We start from the raw sequence: 20,537 nt of genomic DNA, 5'->3' as shown, positions 1-20,537 counted from the left end.
TCAATCGATGTTCAGGCACGTTGATGGAAAGATGCGGCGATATAGATGCATACCGTATCGTCACCTCGGTTTTTGCCGCAGGCGGCGAATGGGGGGTCATGTGCATTTTGGCCTTACTATCCGTATTCCGGAGACTGGACAACCTCATGTCCAGTCTCTTTTCTGATGCGGCACATCCCAATCATCGGAAGGTATCCTTATGCGAAAGACAGGCTACTCTTTTACGGAATGGTTCGTTATGAAAGCCCCCGGCATGCAGCATTCCTGTGTCATCTCTTTTTGCCACCTCCGAAGTTTGCAGTCGGAGAACGGCACACTGGGCAGCGAATTTCTCTCCGAAACGGAGCAAGCCCAATTCCACAAACTGCGCTATGAAAGAAGGAGGCTCAGCTTCCTCCTGGGGCGCTATGCGGCCAAGCTGGCGGTGTCGGCATGGACGGGAGCGGCCGATCTTAGGCAAACTGAAATTGAAAGCGGTATCTTCGGCCAGCCTGTCGTCCGCTGCGGGAGCAGCCTTGCCGCCGTCAGCATCTCTCACAGTCAGGAGCTGGGGGCGGCTGCGGCCTACCCGGACCTTTGTCCGCTGGGGATCGATATCGAAAAGAGGGAGCCCCGGAACCAAGCGGCTCTGGAGCGTCAGCTTACGGAGGGAGAGAAGGCGCTGGCACGGCAGCTTCCCGGCATTATGGCCATGGATCTCTTCGGCCTGGTCCTATGGACGATCAAGGAATCGCTGTCCAAGGCATTAAAAACCGGTTTCACCGTCCCTATGGAGCTCTTTGAGGTGAAGAAGGTGGCGGAAGAGAATGGATGCTGGCACAGCACGTTCGTGCATTTTCCACTCTACCAAGCTCTCTCTGTCCCTATGGGGGACTACATACTCTCCGTTGCGTACCCTGCAAGTGCCGATATCGGTATCGACATGGAAGGGTTGAAGACGAACTTCACCCGGATTCTGCCTCCGGGCCTAATACAACCAAGGAAGGAAGGCTGATCCATGGTTTCGTTTGTTTTTCCAGGCCAAGGTTCACAGGCTGCAGGTATGGGGGGCTCGCTGTTCGAGGAGTACCCGGAGATCACGGCCGCAGCGGATGAGATTCTGGGATATTCGATCCGCGAGCTCTGTATCGAGGACCCCGGGGCCCGGCTCGGTCAAACCGAGTTCACGCAGCCCGCCTTGTATGTGGCGAACGCCCTCGGATTCCTGAAGAAAGTGAAGGATACCGGGAAAAGGCCGGATGCGGTGGCGGGCCACAGTCTGGGCGAGTACAATGCGCTGTTCGCTGCGGGCGCGTTCGATTTTGCCACCGGCCTGAAGCTGGTGAAGAAGCGGGGCGAGCTTATGAGCCGGGCGGCCGGCGGAGGCATGGCGGCCGTGGTCGGACTGACTGAAGAAGGCGTGGCTGAAGTGCTGAGACAGCAGGGACTGCGCAGCATCGATATGGCGAACTATAACTCGCCGAAGCAGATCGTCATCTCGGGACCGAGGTCGGATATCGAGGGGGCCAAGCCGCTCTTCGAGTCCGTGCCGGGCGTCGTCATGTATGCGGTACTGAAAACAAGCGGAGCGTTTCATTCACGTTACATGGAAGCAGCCGCAAGGGAATTCGATGCGTATCTGTCGGACTTCACGTTCGGGGAGATCACTATGCCGGTGCTCTCCAATGTCCATGCCCGCCCTTACCGGCAGGGGGAGATCCGGCGCAATCTGGCGGACCAGATTACGCATCCCGTCAAATGGACGGAAAGCATCCGGTATCTGATGGGTCTCGGAGAGCAGGAATTCGCCGAGATCGGCTCCGGCAGCGTCCTGACGGGCCTGATCCGGCGGATCAGAGCGGAAGCAGAGCCACTCGTCATTCCGGAGGAGCCGGCGCTACAGACGGTGAGCGTGGGGCCGCCAAGGGCGAGCATGCCCGTCCGCGTAGAAGCCGCCGTGCCGCAGGAGGGGCGTTACGCGGACGAGCGCACGGCAGAGGCGGCTAGGGAGCCGGCGATCCAGACGTCGAGCGTGGAGCCGCCAAGGGCGAGCACGACCGCGCGTGTGGAAGCCGCCGTGCCGCAGGAGGGGCGTTACGCAGAAGAGCGTACGACAGAGGCGGCAAGGGAGCCGGCGGTGCTTGCGCAAGTGCCGGGCGCGTTCCGCATTGAGGCGGCGGGCCTCGGAAGCGAGGCGTTCAAGCGGGATTACGGCGTGAAGTACGCCTATGTCCAGGGAGGGATGTACCGGGGAATTTCGTCAGCCCGCATGGTCATCCGGATGGGGAAGGCCGGGATGCTCGGATTCTTCGGCACGGACGGGCTCCCCCCCGCCCGCATCGAGAATGCCATCCGGCTCATTCAGCGCGAGCTGCCTCCAGGTGCCCCGTATGGCTTCAATGTCGTTCACCGGTTGAGCCGGCCCGAAGAAGAGGAAGCGGTCTTCGATCTGCTTCTGGCTTATGGCGTCAGGCATGCCGAAGTATCTTCCTTCATCAGCGTCACCCCCTCGCTGGTGAAGTTCCGGGCCAAGGGACTGCGGCGCGATGCGGCCGGGAAGATCGTGGCGCAGCACACCCTCATCGCCAAGGTATCCCGTCCGGAAGTGGCTGAAGCCTTCCTCCGGCCCGCGCCGGAGCGGCTGCTCTCCGAACTGCAGGCCGCAGGAAGCATTACCCCCGAGCAGGCTGCCATGATGCGGGAGATTCCCGTCGCGGACGATCTCTGCGTAGAGACGGAAGCGGGCGGCGTCACGGAGGGCGGTTCTTCATATGCGCTGCTGCCGGCCATTGTTCATCTGCGCAACCGCATGATGGAGCTGCACCGGTACGAGAAGCCGGTCCGTATAGGGGCGGCCGGGGGCATTGGCGCGCCGGAAGCGGCTGCAGCCGCCTTCGTGCTCGGAGCGGATTTTATTGTTACGGGGTCGGTCAACCAGCTGACGGTGGAAGCCGAGATCAGCGACGCCGCCAAGGATCTCCTGCAGCAGGCCCAGGTCCAGGATTTTCAGCATGCGCCCATTGGCGAGCTGTTCGAGATCGGTGTGCGGGCGCCCGTGCTGAAGAAGGGGCTGTTCTACCCGGCACGGGCCAACAAGCTGTATGACCTGTATCGATTCTATAATTCGCTGGATGAGATCGACGACAAGAACAGGCAGCTCATTCAGGACAAATACTTGGGCCGGAGCTTCGAGGAGGTCTACCGGCAGCTCACCGCCGAACGTTCCCCCGGCGACATCGAGAATATGGAACGCAATCCGAAAGTCAAGATGGCGGAGGTGTTCAAGTGGTACCTCGGCCACGCCGCCTTCCTCGCCATGAACGGCGACCGGGAACACAGCGTGGACTACCAGATCCGTTCGGGCCCGGCGCTTGGCGCTTTCAACGCCTGGGTCAAGGGAACCCCGCTGGAGCTATGGAGAAACCGCCATGCGGACGAGATCGGCGAGAAGCTTATGCAGGACACCGCCCGGCTGCTTGGCGAGCGGGTGAAGAATTTACTAGGCAATGGATTGAGCTGAATCAAACCAAGGGAGGAAAGAACGATGAATAGAGAAGAAATCTGGCAGCTGGTCATCCAGCATGCTTCCGAAGTGGTGCCGGAGCTGGAAGGCCATGCGTTCCAGCCGGACGAGCGGCTTGCGGACCTCGGCGCGAATTCCGTGGACCGAGCCGAGATCGTCGCTATGACAATGGAAGCGATGTCCCTGCAGATTCCCCGCGTCGAATTGTTCGGAGCCCAAAATATCGGCGAACTCGTCGATGTGCTCTATGCGAAATCCCGTGCTCTATGAGAAATGCCCGCTCTACAGAGAATTACGGCTCCTCTGATATCGTGATCACCGGCGTAGGAGTGACGTCGGCGATCGGGCAGGGCAAGGCCGATTTCACTTCGGCGCTGCTGGAAGGACGGCATGCGTTCGGGGTCATGCAGCGGCCCGGCCGGCAGCAGGACACCTCCTTCCTCGGTGCGGAACTCCCGCCCCTGGTCTATCCGGATTCGCTCTCCAAGAAGCTGCTCCGGGCGGCGTCGCTGACGGGGCAGGCTGCGCTCGTCACCCTGGCGGAGGCTTGGGAAGAAGCCCGGCTCGAGGAGCTGGACTCGGAGCGCGTGGGGCTCGTCATCGGCGGGTCGAATGTGCAGCAGCGGGAGATCGGCGAACTCCAGCGCAAGTACGAAGGACGGGCTCCTTTCCTGGCGCCGTCCTACGGCCTGTCATTCATGGATACCGATCTCTGCGGATTCTGTACGGAGCAGTTCGGCATCCGCGGATTCGCTTACACGGCGGGTGGCGCTTCCGCCAGCGGCCAGCTGGCCGTGATTCAAGCGGTGCAGGCGGTGCAAGCGGGTCAAGTCGATGCCTGTATCGCCATGGGAGCGCTTACTGATCTCTCCTTCTGGGAGTGCCAGGCGCTGCGGTCGCTCGGTGCGATGGGCTCTGACCGGTATGCGCTGCACCCGGAGCTCGCCTGCCGGCCGTTCGACCGGGACCGGGACGGGTTCATCTACGGAGAAGGGTGCGCAGCGGTCGTCGTAGAGAGGGCTTATTCGGCGGAGCAGCGGGGCCTTGTGCCCTATGCCCGCGTGGCAGGCTGGGGAATCGGCACGGACGGGAACCGCAATCCGAATCCTTCGTGCGAAGGGGAGATGAGGGTCATCGCGCAGGCGCTGGGGAAGGCAGGGCTGGCGCCCGGAGCGATCGACTACGTCAATCCGCACGGAACGGGGTCGGGCATAGGCGACGAAACGGAGCTGAAGGCACTGCGGGATTCCGGCTTGTCGCACGCCCGGATCAATGCGACCAAGTCGATTACGGGGCACGGGCTGACGGCGGCCGGAACGGTGGAGATTGCTGCTACGCTGCTGCAGATGCGGCAGTCCCGGCTGCATCCGACCCGCAATCTCGAGCATCCGATGGATGACTCGCTGCGCTGGGTCGGCGGGAGGGCCGAGCCGCATGCGATCGGCCATGCGCTCAGTCTTAGCATGGGATTCGGCGGAATCAACACGGCGCTGATCGTCAGCCGGTGGGAAGATACATACGCGTTCGGGAGGTAGGATAATAACGATGATGCCGGTCGGTATTGAAGCGATGAACGTCTTCGGAGGAACCGCTTGTCTGGATGTGCTCCAGCTGGCGGAGCACCGGGGACTCGACACGACCCGATTCGAGAATTTGCTTATGCGGGAGAAGGCCGTAGCCCTGCCGTTCGAGGATCCGGTTACATTCGGGGTCAATGCGGCGAAGCCGCTTGTCGATCTGCTCTCCCCGGAGGAGAAGAACCGGATCGAGCTGCTCATTACGTGTACGGAATCGGGCATTGATTTTGGCAAATCGATGAGCACGTATATGCACCACTACTTGGGACTGAACCGGAACTGCCGGCTGTTCGAGATCAAGCAAGCCTGTTACTCCGGGACGGCGGGTTTCCAGACCGCCGTCAGCTTCATCCTCTCCCAGGCGTCGCCGGGCGCCAAGGCGCTCGTCATCGCGACAGATATCTCCCGGTTCATGACGGTGGATGCGGGCGAGACCTTGACGGCGGATTGGTCGTTCGCCGAGCCGAGCGCCGGAGCGGGAGCCGTGGCCGTGCTGGTAAGCAGCCGTCCCTATGTGTTCCAGCTGGATGTCGGGGCGAGCGGATATTACGGCTATGAGGTCATGGACAGCTGCAGGCCGGTGCCGGACAGCGAAGCGGGGGATGCGGATCTGTCCCTGATGTCGTACCTCGACTGCTGCGAACAGACCTTCCTGGAATACGCCAAGCGGGTGCCCGGCACCGATTACCGGGACACGTTCCAATATTTGGCGTTCCATACGCCGTTCGGCGGCATGGTGAAGGGGGCTCACCGCACGATGATGCGCAAGATGGTCAAGGCGAAGCCGCCGGAGATCGAAGAAGACTTCGAACAGCGCGTGGTACCAGGTATGACGTACTGCCAGCGTGTGGGCAATATCATGGGAGCGACCTCGCTGCTCTCGCTTGCCAGCACGATCGACCACGCCCGTTTTGATACGCCGAAGCGGATCGGCTGCTTCTCGTACGGCTCGGGCTGCTGCTCCGAATTCTACAGCGGAACGGCTGCGGCCGAGGGACAGGAGCGCCAGCGCCGGCTCGCGATCGGACGTGAACTCGATGCGCGCTATTCCCTCACCATCGGGGAGTATGAGTCCTTATTCGCGCACAGCGCGTCACTGCGCTTCGGCACGCGCAATGTCCGGGTAGACCCGAATATTCTGCCGCAGGCCAGAGCCGCCGGAACGGGGAAGCCGCGTCTGGTGCTCGACGGGATCCGCGAGTATCACCGGGAATACCGGTGGCTGTCATGAGCCTTATGCGGGATTACGAAACGATTCAGGTCCGTCTGCAGGACGGGGTCTGTTTCCTTGGGCTGCACCGCCCCGAGGCGAACAATACGATCAATGACCGCTTGATCGAAGAATGCGGCCACGTGCTGTCCCTCTGCGAGGAGCAGGCGACGGTCGTCGTTCTCGAAGGCTTGCCGGATGTGTTCTGTTCGGGCGCCGACTTCGGAGGCATCCATGCGAAGCTGGCGGACGGCGTGCCCATTGAGAATCGGCCCGAGCCCTTATACGACCTGTGGCTGAAGCTGGCGACCGGGCCGTTCGTGACGGTAGCCCATGTCAGGGGCAAAGTGAATGCAGGCGGAGTCGGCTTCGCCGCCGCCTGCGATCTCGTCCTAGCGGACGACAAGGCGGAGTTCGGCCTGTCCGAACTCCTATTCGGACTGTTTCCGGCCTGTGTGCTGCCGTTCCTCATCCGCCGCACCGGCTTTCAGAAGGCCCATTATCTGGCCCTGATGACGAGGCCGGTCCCTGTGGAAGAAGCGCGGGCGGTGGGACTCGTGGACGCCTACGACCGCCAGAGCGAGGCGCTGCTGCGAAGGCACCTGCTTCGGCTCAAGAAGCTGAACAAGACGGCCGTGTCGAGATACAAGCGCTACATGGGCGAGCTCAACGGAGCCCTCCATACGGCGAAGCCTCTGGCCTTGGCGGCCAACGAGGAAGTATTCTCGGACCCGCAGAACCTGGAGAAGATATACCGGTTTGTCGAGAAGGGACAATTTCCATGGGAGGACTAGCCAATGCTCACGATTCTCAATGATTATTGTAATGGATATGTGGCCGTTCCCGTGATCTTGGCCTGCAAGAAACAAGGGTTGTTCACCGTGTTGTCGCTCACGCAGCCGCTCTCCTTCCCGGACTTGGCGGAGCGGCTGCAGGCCAATACCGGCCACCTGCGGGTGGCGCTGCATCTGCTCGAATCCTTGAAGTGGGTAATCCGCCTTGAGGGGGATGCTTATACCCGCACGCCGGAGTCCGATCATCATCACCGCATTCCGGAGGAGGTCACCGGGCTGCTGTCTTTTCCCATGAAGCTGTACTTCCGCAAGAACCAAACGAAGCACAGACTGGATCCATGGATCGACCTCTCGCAGCAGCAGTGGAACGTGACGGAGCCTCTGATCGCCCGCTTCCTGGATGGGCTGCTCACCATTCCGCTCCTGCTGGCCATGAAAGAAGGCGGCCATCTCCGTACGGACGGCCCCGGAGCAGAGGCGCAGTTTGCGGAGCTCAGCCCCGTGGTGCGCGGGGAAATCACCCGGTATTTGGCCGGGCAGGGGTGGCTCGCCCAAGAGGGGGAGAAGCTGCGGTGGACGGATACCGGCCGGTTCATGGCGGACCGTATTTTCATCTCCGCTACGGTCGCTTCGTACCGGCCGATGTTCGAGAACATGGCGGAGGTGCTCTTTGGGGACTGCCAGAGTGTATTCAACAGGGATGCCCAGGACCACGAGCTGCATGTGGACCGGACGCTGAACGTGCTGGGCAGCGGGTTCCAGCATGAGAAATACTTCTCGGATCTTGAAGAGATCGTCCTGTCGATCTTCAACCGCGAGCCCTTGGCGGAGCAGCCCCGATATATCGCCGATATGGGGTGCGGAGACGGATCGCTCCTGAAGAAAATCCATGAGATCATCCGGGACAAATCACTGCGGGGCGGGGCACTCGATGCGTTCCCGCTGAAGCTGATCGGCATCGACTTCAATCAGAAGGCGCTCGATGCTGCATCCCGGACGCTCAAAGAAACCGACCATGCCGTGCTCAAAGGCAATATCGGAGATCCTGCCCGGGTGATCCGCGACTTGGAGGCGATCGGGATCGGCGACCCGGAGCACATCCTGCATGTCCGCTCCTTCCTGGACCATGACAGGCCGTATATTCCTCCGGCGGACCGGGAAGCGGCGGTGAAGCGGGCCTGTCTGACAGATAACGACGCTTATGCGGACGGAGACGGGCATGAGCTCCGGGGGGCCGACGTGATGCAAAGCTTAGTGGAGCATCTGCAGCGCTGGTCGGGAATCGTCGGCCGGCACGGGATGATTCTGCTGGAAGTGCACAGCCTGGACACGACTACGGTGGGCGCTTATCTCAGCAAAACGGAAAGCCTGCATTTCGATGCATACCACGGCTTCTCCCAGCAGCTCCTTGTCGGGGCGGAGCGGTTCCTCACAGCGGCTGCGGAGACGGGCTTGTTCCCGGATCCGGGCTTCTTCCGCAAGTACCCCAAAACGCTGCCCTTCGGCCGGATCACGCTGAACCGCTTCCAGCGCAGAGATTACGCAGTGAGGTATGCGACTGCGGAAGATGTGCCGGCCTTGCTGCAGCTCGAAGAAGCGTGCTGGGAACCGGCCATGCAGGCTTCGGCTTCTATGCTTCTTCGGCGCATAGAGAGCGAGCCGGCTGGCCAGCTCGTGATGCTCCAGGACGGACGGATGGTAGGAGCGGTCTACTCGCAGCGAATCTCTTCTTCCGAAGCGCTGGGAACGGCCCGGTACGATGAATTGGAGAGACTCCGGCAGAAGGACGGGCCTGTAGTCCAGTTGCTCGGACTCCTCATCCTGCCTGAGCTGCAGCACCGGAACCTGGGCGATGAGCTGCTGGAATTCATGCTGCTGCGCTGCAGTCTGATCAGCGGCGTCGATACCGTGGCAGGTATCACGCGCTGCAAGGACTATTATAAGCGGGCCGGAGACGGAGGGGGGATCGGGGCGTACATCGCGAGCCGCAACGAACAGGGAAGTCCCGTGGATACGAACCTCCGGTTCCACGAATACCACGGAGCGCAGATCCGTGGACTCGTCACCGGCTACCGCCCGGAAGATACGAAGAACGAGGGCTGCGGCGTCTGGATCGAGTACGACCTGCGCCGTAGACGGCAGAGGCAGGAGGAACGCCGGGGGAAGGCTGCTGCTACTTCGGTGCCTGTGCAAGTGCAGGTTCCCCGAACCGCAGCTGTCGCCCTGCGGACTCCGGAGATTGAGGAGTTCGTGAGCAGTGCGATCCTGCTCATCCTGGGCAAGTCGGACGGCTTCTCGCTGCAGCGTCCCTTGATGGAGATGGGGCTCGACTCGGCGGATCTGCTAGAGCTCGGCGAGCGGATCAGCGGGGAATACAAGATCCCGTTGGAGCCGGCCTTCTTCTTCCGGCACGCTACGCCCGAGCGGATCATCTCCTACCTCGGGAAGCAGGGACTGGGGGAAGCGAAGGAAGGGCCGAGAGGGAAAACGGAGCTTGCAAGGGTTGTTCCTGCTTCGGCGCATACGGGAGACGGGGATGGCCCGCAGGAGACGCCGGAGCCGTCAGTAACGCCGGAGCTGTCAGTAACACCGGAGCTGTCAGTAACGCTGGAGCTGTCAGTAACGCCGGAGCTGTCAGTAACGCCAGAGCTGTCAGTAACGCCACAGCCGTCAGTAACGCCGGAGCTGTTAGTAACTCCGGAAAGCCAGGACCGGTCCGCATATGTTGCGCAGCTTAATGCCGGACGCGCCGGACAGCAGGATATTGCCATCGTCGCCGCCTCCTGCAGGCTCCCCGGCGGCGTGGCGTCCCTCGAACAGCTCTGGGACCTGCTCGACGAAGGGCGGGATGCGGTCGGGACCCTGCCGGAGGACCGCTGGAGCTGGCCGGACTTCATTGATCCCTTACAACAGCACCGGGGAATCGACCGGGGCGGGTTCCTCGAAGACATCGCGGACTTCGATCCGCTGTTCTTCCGCATCTCCCCGAGAGAGGCGGAAATGATCGACCCTCAGCAGCGTTTGCTGATGAAGCTGGTCTGGGAGTGTCTGGAGCACGCCGGAATTCCGGCCAAGCGGCTCGCCGGAAGTCGGACCGGCGTCTATATCGGGGCGAGCGGCTCCGATTACCAGCGCGTGCTGGAGAAGCATGAGACGTATTACGGCGCAGGAGGCTCAATGGCGGCGCTCCCGAACCGGATATCGTACTATTACGATCTCCATGGTCCCAGCTTACAGATCGATACTGCCTGTTCCAGCTCCCTTGTGGCCGTGCATGAAGCGGTCCGTGCCTTGGCGAAGGGAGAATGCGAACAAGCACTCGTGGGCGGCATCCATCTCATGTGCCATCCCTACAACAGTATCGCTTATTACCAGGCCGGGATGCTGTCGAAGGACGGGCAGTGCCGGACATTCGACAAGGAAGCCGGCGGCTATGTCCGCGGGGAAGGCGCCGTGGTGATTCTGCTCAAGCCGCTCGCCCAGGCGGAGTGGGACGGGGATCCGGTCCTGGCCGTCATCAAAGGAACCGCGGTCAACCATGGCGGCCAAGCCAGCGGGCTGACGGTGCCCAATCCGGCCAAGCAGGCGGAGCTGGTGGCCGAAGCGCACCGGATGGCCGGATTCGAGCCGGACACGATAGGCTATATCGAGGCTCACGGGACGGGCACCGCTCTGGGCGATCCTATCGAGATCAGCGGTTTGAAGGACGCCTTCTCCCAGCTCTCGGAGACGGGGGACGGGGGAGGGAAGGCATCCGATCCGTACTGCGGGATCGGATCGATCAAGAGCAATATCGGGCATCTGGAAGCGGCGGCAGGCATTGCTGGTCTGATCAAGGTCGTGCTCGGGATGCAGCAGCGCACCCTGCCGGCCACGCTGCATTTTGACGAATTGAATCCGCACTGCTCCTTGGCCGGCTCCCCCTTCTTCGTCACCTCAAGCAAGCAGCCGTGGACGCTGCCAGCAGGACGGTCATTGCGCAGAGGGGGCGTGAGCAGCTTCGGCTCCGGGGGCACGAATGCCCACGTGGCGCTCGAGGAGGCGCCAATCCGCTCCAGGCGCCCTGCGGCAGAGCGGGACTATCACCTCATCTGTCTGTCCGCCAGGACCGAGGAGGCCTTGACCGCCCGCCTGAGTCAGCTGGCCGGCTGGCTGCGGGAATCCGGCGCAGGGTACCCCATTGAGGACATCAGCGCTGCGCTGCTGCTCGGACGCGAGCATATGGGCGTCAGGGCGGCAATGGTAGTGGGCGGCTTAGAGGAATTGGCGGCGAATCTGGAGGAAGTGCTGGCGGGCGGCCGTGCCAAGCGCTGCTACAAGTCAAGCGGCGGTGACGGGCATAAGCCGCACCAGCCTCTGTTCGCGGAGCTGGGACACAGCATTCTCCGGGAGCTGGGAGCCGGAGCCCGAGCAGGAGTGAGCGATAGAGCCGAGGCATCCGGGACGGAGCATCAGCTGACAGCGCTGGCGGAATTGTACGCACAGGGCTATGAGCTCGAGTGGAAAGAAATGTACGGCGGCATTCCCGCCCCTAGAGTCCCTCTGCCGACATATCCGTTTGCCAAGGAACGTTACTGGGTGCGGGGAAGCGGCCGGCCGGCACTGAGTGGAGGCACCTTCTTCGCGGAGCAGACTGCAAAGGCGGCAGAAGAGCCCATAGAGCATCCGGCGGCAGAGAAGCCTGCTCGAAGTGCTGTGCCACTAGCGCTGGTTGAACAGCCGACGATGGAAGATCAACCGGCCGGTGCGGCCCAAACGGGCCATGAACCGTCAGCGATACCGTCCAAGGAGCCTTCCAGGGAAGCGTCGGCGGCTATCCAAGGCAGCCTGTCTCCAGCGGACACGGCCGGATCGCAGTCAAGAGCCCAAGGGGATCACCCGCCGCAGAGGGGAGGCATCAGCCTGCGCCCCTTGCCGTCCGCTGTGGTGTTGCCGCAAGAGACAACTCCGCGCTCCGCAGTTCCCTACGTCTCCCTCACACCGCTGGCACCTGTGAACGGGGGCTATCCGGCGCAGGAGCAGACGGAGACGAAGACTAAGAAGGAAACGAAGACGGAACAGCTGCCGGATGTCTCGGGCGCCGTTCGCTTCGAAGATCTTCTCGAAGAACTGGTGCACAGCTTGGCGGAGGCGCTGTATATGAAGAGCAGCGACATGGATCCGGACGAGAAATTCGTGGACCTCGGTCTCGATTCGATCATCGGCGTCGAATGGATCCAGAACGTCAACAGGCGGTATGGCACCCGGTTAGCCGCTACCCGCGTGTACGATTATCCGACGCTGCGGGAATTTGCCGGATACTTGTCCCGGGAACTCTCGGCAGGGCCGTCCCCGGCCGCCCCTGCTGCTGCGGACACAGCACCCGGATCCCCGAGCGACGCAGATCCGAAGGATCATCCGTCCCTGCTCGAGGAGCTCGGACGCAGCCTGGCCGAGGCGCTGTATTTGAACCCGCAGGAGATCGATCCGGCCCGGAAGTTCGTCGAGCTGGGCCTCGATTCGGTCATCGGGGTGGAATGGGTCCAGGGGGTCAACCGGTCCTACGGTACCTCGATCGCCGCGACCCAGATCTATGCGTATCCCACGCTGCTCGAATTCAGCGAATTTGTGCGGCAGGAATATACGAAACGGGCGGGGAGCCCGGCACCCGCAGAGACGCAGATGAGCGTGGATGAGGTGCTGGAACGTGTGTATTCGGGTGCCATGAGCAGCGGGCAAGCCGAACAATACCTGGAGCGCCTGCGCTCCTTGGAAGCTTCGGGCATCTCAAACTAATGTGCGGGGAGAATGACAATGGTTGCGGTTGGAATTGAAGCGATGAATGTATATGGCGGAACCGCGAGTCTGGATGTCCTCCAATTGGCGAAGTTCCGGGGGCTGGATACGACCCGGTTCGAGAACCTGCTCGTCCGCGAGAAAACGGTGGCGATGCCTTACGAGGATGCGGTCACCTTCGGGGTGAATGCGGCCAAGCCGCTGCTGGACTCCCTCTCCCCGGAAGAGGTCGGACGGATCGAGATGCTCATTACCTGTACGGAATCCGGCATCGACTTCGGCAAATCCTTGAGCACGTATATTCATCATTATTTGGGGCTGCAGCGCAACTGCCGTCTGTTCGAGATCAAGCAGGCGTGCTATTCGGGTACCGCCGGGTTTCAGATGGCGGTGAATTTTGTCCTGTCGCAGACTTCGCCGGGAGCCAAAGCGCTTGTCATCGCTGCGGATATCTCGCGCTTCTCGGCCGCGGATGCGGCCGAAGCCGCCAGCGCGGACTGGTCGTTCGCCGAGCCGAGCGGGGGCTCGGGCGCCGTGGCGGTCCTGGTCGGGGAGAACCCGGTCGTGTTCCAGGCCGACATCGGGGCGAACGGCTACTACGGCTACGAAGTCATGGACACCTGCCGGCCCGAGCCGGATACGGAAGCCGGTGATGTGGATCTCTCCCTGCTGTCGTATCTCGACTGCTGCGAGAATTCATTCAAGGAGTACAAGAAGCGGGTGATCGGTGCGGATTACCGGGACACCTTCCAATACCTCTCCTTCCATACGCCCTTCGGCGGCATGGTCAAGGGTGCGCACCGCACCATGATGCGTAAGGAAGCGAAAGCCAAGCCGGCCGAGATCGAGGCGGATTTTGAACGCCGGGTGATGCCGGGCATCAGCTACTGCCAGCGGGTCGGCAACATCATGGGCGCGACGCTGTTCCTGTCTCTGGCAGGCACCATCGATCACGGAAACTTGGATGCGCCGGCCCGGATCGGCTGTTTCTCGTACGGCTCGGGCTGCTGCTCTGAGTTCTACAGCGGGATCGCCACGGCGGAAGGTCAGGAAGTGCAGCGCCGCTTCGGGATCGAGCGGGGATTGAACGAACGCTACTCGTTGTCTATGGGAGAATACGAAGACCTGCTGCAGGACAGCCGGGCCATCAAGTTCGGCACGCGCAACGCCGTGCCCGATGCCGGGCTCGTGGCCGGGGCCTGGGAAGCCTTGCGGTGCAAAGAACGGCTCGTGCTTGAACGCATCACGGAATATCACCGAGAATACCGCTGGGGGATCTGAGCCAGTGACGATTTCCTCCGTAGTACATAAGCATGAAGCGGAGCCGGGCATTGTCCAGATCACAATGGAGGACCGCCTTCACAAGAATTTGTTCACCGAAGCCCTTATCGAAGGATTGCAATCGGCCTTCGCGGAGGTCGATGCGATGCCCTCCTGCAAGGCTGTTATCCTTACGGGCTATGACAGCTATTTTGCATCTGGAGGAACGCTCGACAGTCTGCTGAGCATACAGGAAGGCCGGACACGGTTTACGGATATCCATCTCTACAGCCTCGCGCTGAATTGCAAGGTTCCCGTCATCTCGGCGATGCAGGGGCATGGGATCGGGGGCGGATTTGTGCTCGGGCTCTTCTCCGATATCGTCATTCTGAGCCGGGAGAGCGTATATAACACGAATTTCATGAAATACGGCTTCACGCCAGGCTTCGGTTCCACCTGCATCGTGCCCCGCAAGCTGGGCACCGTCCTTGCGCAAGAGATGCTGCTTACCGCAGGCAATTACCGGGGGGCCGAGCTGCAGGAACGCGGAGTCCCGTTCCCGGTCAAGCCGAGAGCGGAAGTGCTGGACCATGCCTATGTCCTGGCCCGGCAGCTGGCGGAGAAACCGAGAAGCTCGCTTGTGATGCTGAAGGACCATTTGACCGCCTCTCTAAGGCGGGAGCTGCCCGGGATTATCCGGCAGGAGCTCGCCATGCACGAGTCGACGTTCCATCAGGAGGAGGTCCGGCAGAGAATTCTATCCTTGTTCGGTCAGTAAGACCGGTCAATAAAAGGCCGGTCAGTACAGGGTCAGTCCATAAGGCTCGGTCAACGAAAGTCCGGTACAGTGAACCCATTCAAAAAGAGGGGATGCGGATGAAGAGAGAGGAAGTATTGCGTGCGCTGGCCGCCAAGGAAATCGGTCCGGAAGAGGCCGGGCGCAGGCTGGCAGAGCTCGCCGGCCCGTCGGCGCCCAGCAGGCCGGCACCGGCACCGGAGCCGCCTCTTGCGCAGCCTGCCCCGTCTGAGGAAGCGGAAGCGGCCCGTCGTGCGGAAGCACAGGTGCCAGAGGCAATCGCCATCATCGGGATGTCCGGCCGGTACCCGGAGGCGGACGGGCTGTCCGCATTCTGGGACAATCTCGCGCAGGGAAGGCACTCGGTCAAGGAAATTCCGGATTCGCGCTGGAAGACCGGGCTGCATTACGATCCGGTTCCCCGGAAAGGGAAAACGTATGCCAAATGGCTCGGCATGCTGGAGGGCGCCGACGAATTCGATCCGTTGTTTTTTCATATCTCGCCGTCGGAAGCCGAATGCATGGATCCGCAGCAGCGGTTGTTCCTGCAGGAAGGGTACAGAGCTTTCGAGGATGCGGGTTACACCCCCGAGAGGCTCGACGGGGCCAAGTGCGGCGTCTATCTCGGCATCATGAGCGGGGAGTATGGCATGCTAGGTACAGCGAAGGAACTGCCGCCAGGCAGCCCCCGGCTCGGGTTCGGACAGACTACAGGCAGCAGCTACGCGATCGCCGCTGCCCGTCTGTCGTACTTCCTGAATCTGAAGGGCCCGGCGATACCGGTGGATACCGCCTGTTCCTCTTCGCTGGTAGCCGTGCATCTAGCCTGCCAGGCGCTGCGGAGCAGGGAGATCGATATGGCTCTCGCAGGCGGGGCAACCTTGTATTTGGCCCCCGAGACGTATATCCGGATGTGCGATGCGGGGATGCTGTCTCCCGAAGGACGCTGCAAGACGTTCGATGACGGCGCAGACGGCTTCGTCCCCGGGGAAGGGGTCGGGGCCGTCGTATTGAAGCGGTTGTCGGATGCCGAGGCGGATGGGGATTCCATCCATGCCGTCATTATCGGGTCGGGACTCAACCAGGACGGCAAAACGAATGGCATCACAGCTCCAAGCATGCTCAGCCAGATGGAGCTCGAACGCGAGGTGTACGAGACATACGGGATTCATCCCGGGAGCATCTCCTACGTGGAAATGCACGGTACCGGGACGAAACTGGGCGATCCGATCGAGCTTGAGGCGCTCAGCAGCGTCTTCCGCGAGAAAACAGATCGCACCGGCGTCTGCGCTATCGGCTCGGTGAAAAGCAATATCGGACACACGTCGGCGGCGGCCGGGGTGGCAAGCATACATAAGGCAGCTTTGTGCCTCAAGCACAAGAAGCTGGTACCGACGCTGCACTATACGAAGCCGAACGGGCATTTTGCATGGGAGGAGTCCCCCTTTTATGTCAACACTGAGTTGAAGGCCTGGGATAGTCCGGAGGGGTCACGGCGCCGGGCGGCAGTCAGCTCCTTCGGGTTCAGCGGCACGAATGCCCACCTGGTCATGGAGGAATATCAAGACACCAGGCCGCGTGCGGAAGTGGAAGGCCCGCTCCTGTTCCTGTTATCCGCCAAGAGCGAGGAGGGGCTGGCCCGCTATGCCCGGAACCTCAAATCCTGGATTGAGACTCAGGAGATGGTGGATCTCGCGGATGTGGCTTACACACTGCAGGTCGGACGGGAGGCGATGGAGGTCCGGCTCGCCTTCGCTGCGGACTCTCGTGAGGGACTGCTGGACGCCCTGCGGCGGTACATCGCCTTGGAGGCGTCAGCTGACCTGTACACCGGGCGGGTGCACAAGAACCGGCATGGATCGGGAAGCCGGGAGGGCGGTCAGGAGCTTGCCGAACTGCTGCAGACAGCGGTACGCGAGCACCAGACCAAGCAGACCGCAGAGCTGTGGCTGCAGGGGCTGACGCCGCAGTGGGAGGCCTGGTACGGGGCATCGCAGCCCCGGCGGATCAGCCTGCCGGCGTATCCTTTTGCACGGGAGCGCTATTGGTGGCCGGATGCTGCGGGGCGGGAGGCCGGTCCGTCAGCGGCTGAAGCAGCGCGGATGCCCGCCCGCCAGGATGCGGCGAACACAGCACAGGCCGGTCCGTCAGCGGCTCCGTCCACTCCGTCTGCCGGACGCAGTCTGCGCCTGCTGCGCAAGCAGTGGGAGCCCTGTCTTCCCGCAGCGTTCCACAGCCGTCTGGGCACGACGGTGATTCTGGCGGAGCCTGAGACGCTGCGGCTGGCCCGGGAGCTGTCGCGCCACCTGCCGGATTCCCGGATCGTAACCCCATCCGGACTGCGCACGGAGCTGGAGCTGCCGGAAGGGGCATGGGCGTCCGTCGCCGGTTGGGTCGACCTCACCGGCTGCGCAGAGGAGCGGGGCGCTTCGCTGGATTGGATTCGCTGGCTTCAGCATGCCGTGGAGTACGGGACGCGCGCCGGATTGACGCTGCTCTGCGTCACTCGGGGGTTGGAGTCATCCCCGGCAGAGCCCCAGAGCGTGAACCTGGCCGGCGCGGAGCGGGCCGGATTGTACCGGATGCTGCAGAGCGAGTACCGGCATGTGCGATCACGGCACTTGGATGCGGATCCGGGGGCGGACGACCGGACGCTGGCTGAAGAGATTGCTGCGGAGCTGCTCATGGACAGCGAGGATGCGGAAGTGTGCTATCGCGCGGGAGTAAGGTACAGAGCCTGCCTGCGGGAAATAACGGATGAGGCTCTCCTGGACCCGCCTGCCCGGATTTCATTTCCGCCGGATCAAGTGCTGTGGATCACCGGGGGGACCCGGGGCATCGGGGCGTTATGCGCCGAACACTTCGTCCGGCACTGCGGCGCGAGGCGGCTTGTGCTTACGGGCAGGGAAGCGCTGCCTCCCCGGGACCAGTGGGATGCCTATGCGTCAGAGGACGGCAGCGGGACCGGCAGCAAGATCCGGAGCATCCGCAGACTAGAGACGCTGGGTGCGCAGGTGAAGGTGCTGGCGATCCCCCTCGCTGACGAGGAGGCGGTACGGCGGAGCGTGCAAGAGGTGAAGGGAGCCTTAGGGCCGATCGGCGGCGTGCTTCACTGCGCGGGTCTCGATCATGCCGAAACACCGGCCTTCATCCGCAAAACCATCGAATCGGTGGCGGAGGTGCTTGCCCCCAAAGTCAAGGGCCTGGACGCGCTGTACCGCTGTTTGAAGGAAGAGCCTCTGCGGTTCTTCGTCCTGTTCTCTTCCGTATCGGCCGTGGTGCCGACCTTGGCCGCAGGACAAAGCGATTATGCGATGGCCAACGCTTACATGGACTATGCGGCGCAGGCCCGCAGCGGATCGTGTCCGATGATCAGCATCCAGTGGCCCAACTGGAAAGAGACGGGAATGGGCGAAGTCAAAAGCCGCGCTTATGAGGACACGGGCCTGTTGAGCCACACGAATGAGGAAGGGCTCCAGCTGCTGGACCGTATCCTCGCGGAAGGGCATGGACCCGTGGTGCTCCCGGCTGTCGTGGACTCCAAGCGTTGGAGACCCGAGCGGCTGATGCTGCGCAGTCTGCGGGAAGAGGAGGAGGCTTCCGCTGGAGGGCTGTCAGCGCCTAAGGGGGCAGAGGAAGCAGTCGGGCCGTCGGAAATCCCGGATACAGGTACGGAGAGGGGGGAAGGATGGCCGGAGGCGGTTCGCCAGTGGGTGGCAGGCAAGTTCGCCCAAGAGCTGCGGCTTCCTCCCTCCCGGATGGATGCCGATACCCCGTTCGTGGAATACGGGGTCGATTCGATCCTGCTGGCCCAGGTGCTCCGGGCGATCCGGCAGCATCTCCCGCTGGAGCTCGATCCTTCGATTTTGTTCGAGTATCCGAGCATCCGCTCGTTCGCTTCCTGGCTGTCGGAGACGCAGGGGCCCCTGCTCGCGGCCCTGCTGGGCGAAGATACAGGCCAGGAGGCATTAGTCAGGAACTGCGGGTCGGTAGAGGAGGCGGCCGCCGGAAGAACCGCCGAAGGGACTGACTATACAGAACAAGTTGTGGCTGCTCAGACGGATGCTGCTCTTGCAGCGGCTGCCGGTACGGGCTCTCGCGAGGCAGCAAGCGAGGCAGCGATTGAGGGTTCACCCGATACGCTAACAGCGGGTGCCGCTGCCGCCTCCGCGATGCCCCTCTCGCCGGGACAGCGTTACGGAGGCCGTATTCCGGATCCAGCCTTGGCTTCGGGGGATATAGCGATCATCGGCATGTCCTGCCGGTTCCCGGGTGCGGACTCGCTGGAAGCGTACTGGGAGCTTCTCGCTGATGGGGATTCGGCGATCGGCGCCGTACCGGCCAGCCGCTGGCCGGGCGCCGATGCCGCCCCTTATTATGCAGGTCTGCTCAAGCGTCCCCGGACGATGGCTCCGGCTTTTTTTGGACTCGCCGGAGAAGACGCGGCCGCCATGGATCCGCAGGCGCTGCTGGTGCTCGAAGAGAGCCTGAAGGCATGGTGCGATGCAGGCTATACGCTGGAGGAGATACGGGGCCGGTCGGTCGGCGTCTATCTCGGCGGGCGGAGCCAGCATGTCCCGGATGAGGGGCGGCTTCTCGGAGCGCGCAATCCCATCGTGGCGGTGGGGCCCAATTATATGGCTTCGAACATCTCGCAGTTCTTCGACCTGCGCGGTCCGAGCCTTGTGCTCGACACTGCCTGCTCTTCGGCCTTGGTCAGCTTGAATGTGGCCATCCAGGCGCTGCGCAGCGGAGAGGTCGGATGCGCCATGGTCGGCGGCGTCAGCTTGCTCGGATCGGAGAACAGCCACCGACTGTTCCGGCAGCGCGGACTCCTGAGCAGCGAGCCCCGGTTTCATCTGTTCGACGCGAGGGCGAATGGCGTCGTGCTGTCGGAGGGGGCGGGGATGATCCTGCTCAAGCCGCTTGAACAAGCGGCTGCGGACGGAGAACGTATCCATGCCGTGATCCGGGGCATTGCGGTGAACAACGACGGCAGAACCGCGGGTCCTTCGACGCCCAGCCTGCAGGCGCAGTCGGAAGTGATGCGCATTGCGCTTCAGAGGAGCGGCAAGACGGCGGAGGAGATCGGCTATATCGAAGTCAACGGTTCGGGTTCGGTGGTGTCCGATCTGCTCGAGCTCAAAGCCATTCATTCCGTCTACCGGAAGGAGAGCCGGACGCCGCTCGGCCTTGGGTCATTGAAGCCGAACATCGGCCATCCGCTGTGCGCCGAGGGGATCGCGGGATTGATCAAGGTGGCGCTGATGCTTCAGCGCCGCGAACGGGTTCCCTTTTTGTCGGGCCAGGAACCGATGAAGCATTATGATTTGGAGGCATCCTCATTTTACTTTGACCGGGAACGGGCGGAATGGAGGGGGCCGAGGAATGCTGCGCTGAGCTGTTTTGCCGACGGGGGCACCAATGCCCACGTAATCCTCGAGGGCTGGGAGGACACGGTTCCCTCCTCCGTTGCACGGCGGCCTCTTCCGCTGCCCGCAGAAGCAATGGAGGCGCAAGAACCTGCGGTTCCCGCTTCCGGCCGCGCACGGCAGTCCTCTCCAGCAGAACCGGAGATGGAAGAGAGCGGGCTCATGGTGTGGGACACGTTTGGCTGAGGAAG

The 20,537-nt window shown here is 62.4% G+C and carries 10 protein-coding genes; all 10 read left to right on the top strand.

Annotated elements, in window-relative coordinates; all coding sequences use genetic code 11:
* Positions 1-295 precede the first annotated feature (295 nt).
* The 10 genes from O9H32_RS19275 (at position 296) to O9H32_RS19230 (ending at position 20,532) form a co-directional block, all read left to right on the top strand.
* A complete protein-coding gene (locus O9H32_RS19275; RefSeq protein WP_269867753.1) occupies positions 296-994 on the top strand; it encodes a 4'-phosphopantetheinyl transferase family protein in 699 nt (232 codons plus the stop codon).
* A gap of 3 nt (positions 995-997) precedes the next feature.
* On the top strand, positions 998-3,499 hold the full coding sequence (fabD, locus tag O9H32_RS19270; protein ID WP_269867752.1) for an ACP S-malonyltransferase: 2,502 nt from the start codon (positions 998-1,000) through the stop codon (positions 3,497-3,499).
* Between the two features lie 24 nt (positions 3,500-3,523).
* Positions 3,524-3,772 carry an acyl carrier protein gene (locus O9H32_RS19265; protein ID WP_269867751.1) on the top strand — a complete coding sequence of 83 codons (249 nt, stop codon included), beginning with the start codon at positions 3,524-3,526 and terminating at the stop codon, positions 3,770-3,772.
* The gene (locus O9H32_RS19260; RefSeq protein ID WP_269867750.1) at positions 3,769-5,037 is read left to right on the top strand and encodes a beta-ketoacyl synthase N-terminal-like domain-containing protein; all 1,269 of its coding nucleotides are present in this window, start codon (positions 3,769-3,771) and stop codon (positions 5,035-5,037) included. The genes O9H32_RS19265 and O9H32_RS19260 overlap by 4 nt, the downstream gene beginning before the upstream one ends.
* Positions 5,038-5,047: 10 nt before the next feature.
* The gene (locus O9H32_RS19255; RefSeq protein ID WP_269867749.1) at positions 5,048-6,310 is read left to right on the top strand and encodes a hydroxymethylglutaryl-CoA synthase family protein; all 1,263 of its coding nucleotides are present in this window, start codon (positions 5,048-5,050) and stop codon (positions 6,308-6,310) included.
* A gap of 5 nt (positions 6,311-6,315) precedes the next feature.
* A complete protein-coding gene (locus O9H32_RS19250) occupies positions 6,316-7,083 on the top strand; it encodes an enoyl-CoA hydratase/isomerase (RefSeq protein ID WP_455072786.1) in 768 nt (255 codons plus the stop codon).
* Positions 7,084-7,086: 3 nt separating this feature from the next.
* A complete protein-coding gene (locus O9H32_RS19245) occupies positions 7,087-12,858 on the top strand; it encodes an AprA-related methyltransferase (RefSeq protein ID WP_269867747.1) in 5,772 nt (1,923 codons plus the stop codon).
* 18 nt (positions 12,859-12,876) lie between these two features.
* A complete protein-coding gene (locus O9H32_RS19240) occupies positions 12,877-14,139 on the top strand; it encodes a hydroxymethylglutaryl-CoA synthase family protein (RefSeq protein WP_269867746.1) in 1,263 nt (420 codons plus the stop codon).
* 10 nt (positions 14,140-14,149) lie between these two features.
* Positions 14,150-14,896, top strand: coding sequence for a polyketide synthase (locus tag O9H32_RS19235; RefSeq protein ID WP_269867848.1), 747 nt, complete (start codon positions 14,150-14,152; stop codon positions 14,894-14,896).
* Positions 14,897-14,994: 98 nt separating this feature from the next.
* Positions 14,995-20,532 carry a beta-ketoacyl synthase N-terminal-like domain-containing protein gene (locus O9H32_RS19230; protein ID WP_406627349.1) on the top strand — a complete coding sequence of 1,846 codons (5,538 nt, stop codon included), beginning with the start codon at positions 14,995-14,997 and terminating at the stop codon, positions 20,530-20,532.
* Positions 20,533-20,537 lie beyond the last annotated feature (5 nt).

This window comes from Paenibacillus caseinilyticus (genome assembly GCF_027533645.1).
In the GTDB taxonomy this organism is placed as follows: domain Bacteria; phylum Bacillota; class Bacilli; order Paenibacillales; family NBRC-103111; genus Paenibacillus_G; species Paenibacillus_G caseinilyticus.
This window is presented reverse-complemented; position numbering and strand designations above follow the sequence as displayed.

What these genes read in the sequence shown, in the direction of transcription:
- O9H32_RS19260 (WP_269867750.1), top strand. Translation starts at nt 3,769, where the DNA reads ATGAGAAATGCCCGCTCTACAGAGAATTACGGCTCCTCTGATATCGTG.
- O9H32_RS19250 (WP_455072786.1), top strand. Translation starts at nt 6,316, where the DNA reads ATGCGGGATTACGAAACGATTCAGGTCCGTCTGCAGGACGGGGTCTGT.
- O9H32_RS19265 (WP_269867751.1), top strand. Translation starts at nt 3,524, where the DNA reads ATGAATAGAGAAGAAATCTGGCAGCTGGTCATCCAGCATGCTTCCGAA.
- O9H32_RS19245 (WP_269867747.1), top strand. Translation starts at nt 7,087, where the DNA reads ATGCTCACGATTCTCAATGATTATTGTAATGGATATGTGGCCGTTCCC.
- O9H32_RS19255 (WP_269867749.1), top strand. Translation starts at nt 5,048, where the DNA reads ATGATGCCGGTCGGTATTGAAGCGATGAACGTCTTCGGAGGAACCGCT.
- O9H32_RS19240 (WP_269867746.1), top strand. Translation starts at nt 12,877, where the DNA reads ATGGTTGCGGTTGGAATTGAAGCGATGAATGTATATGGCGGAACCGCG.
- O9H32_RS19230 (WP_406627349.1), top strand. Translation starts at nt 14,995, where the DNA reads ATGAAGAGAGAGGAAGTATTGCGTGCGCTGGCCGCCAAGGAAATCGGT.
- fabD (WP_269867752.1), top strand. Translation starts at nt 998, where the DNA reads ATGGTTTCGTTTGTTTTTCCAGGCCAAGGTTCACAGGCTGCAGGTATG.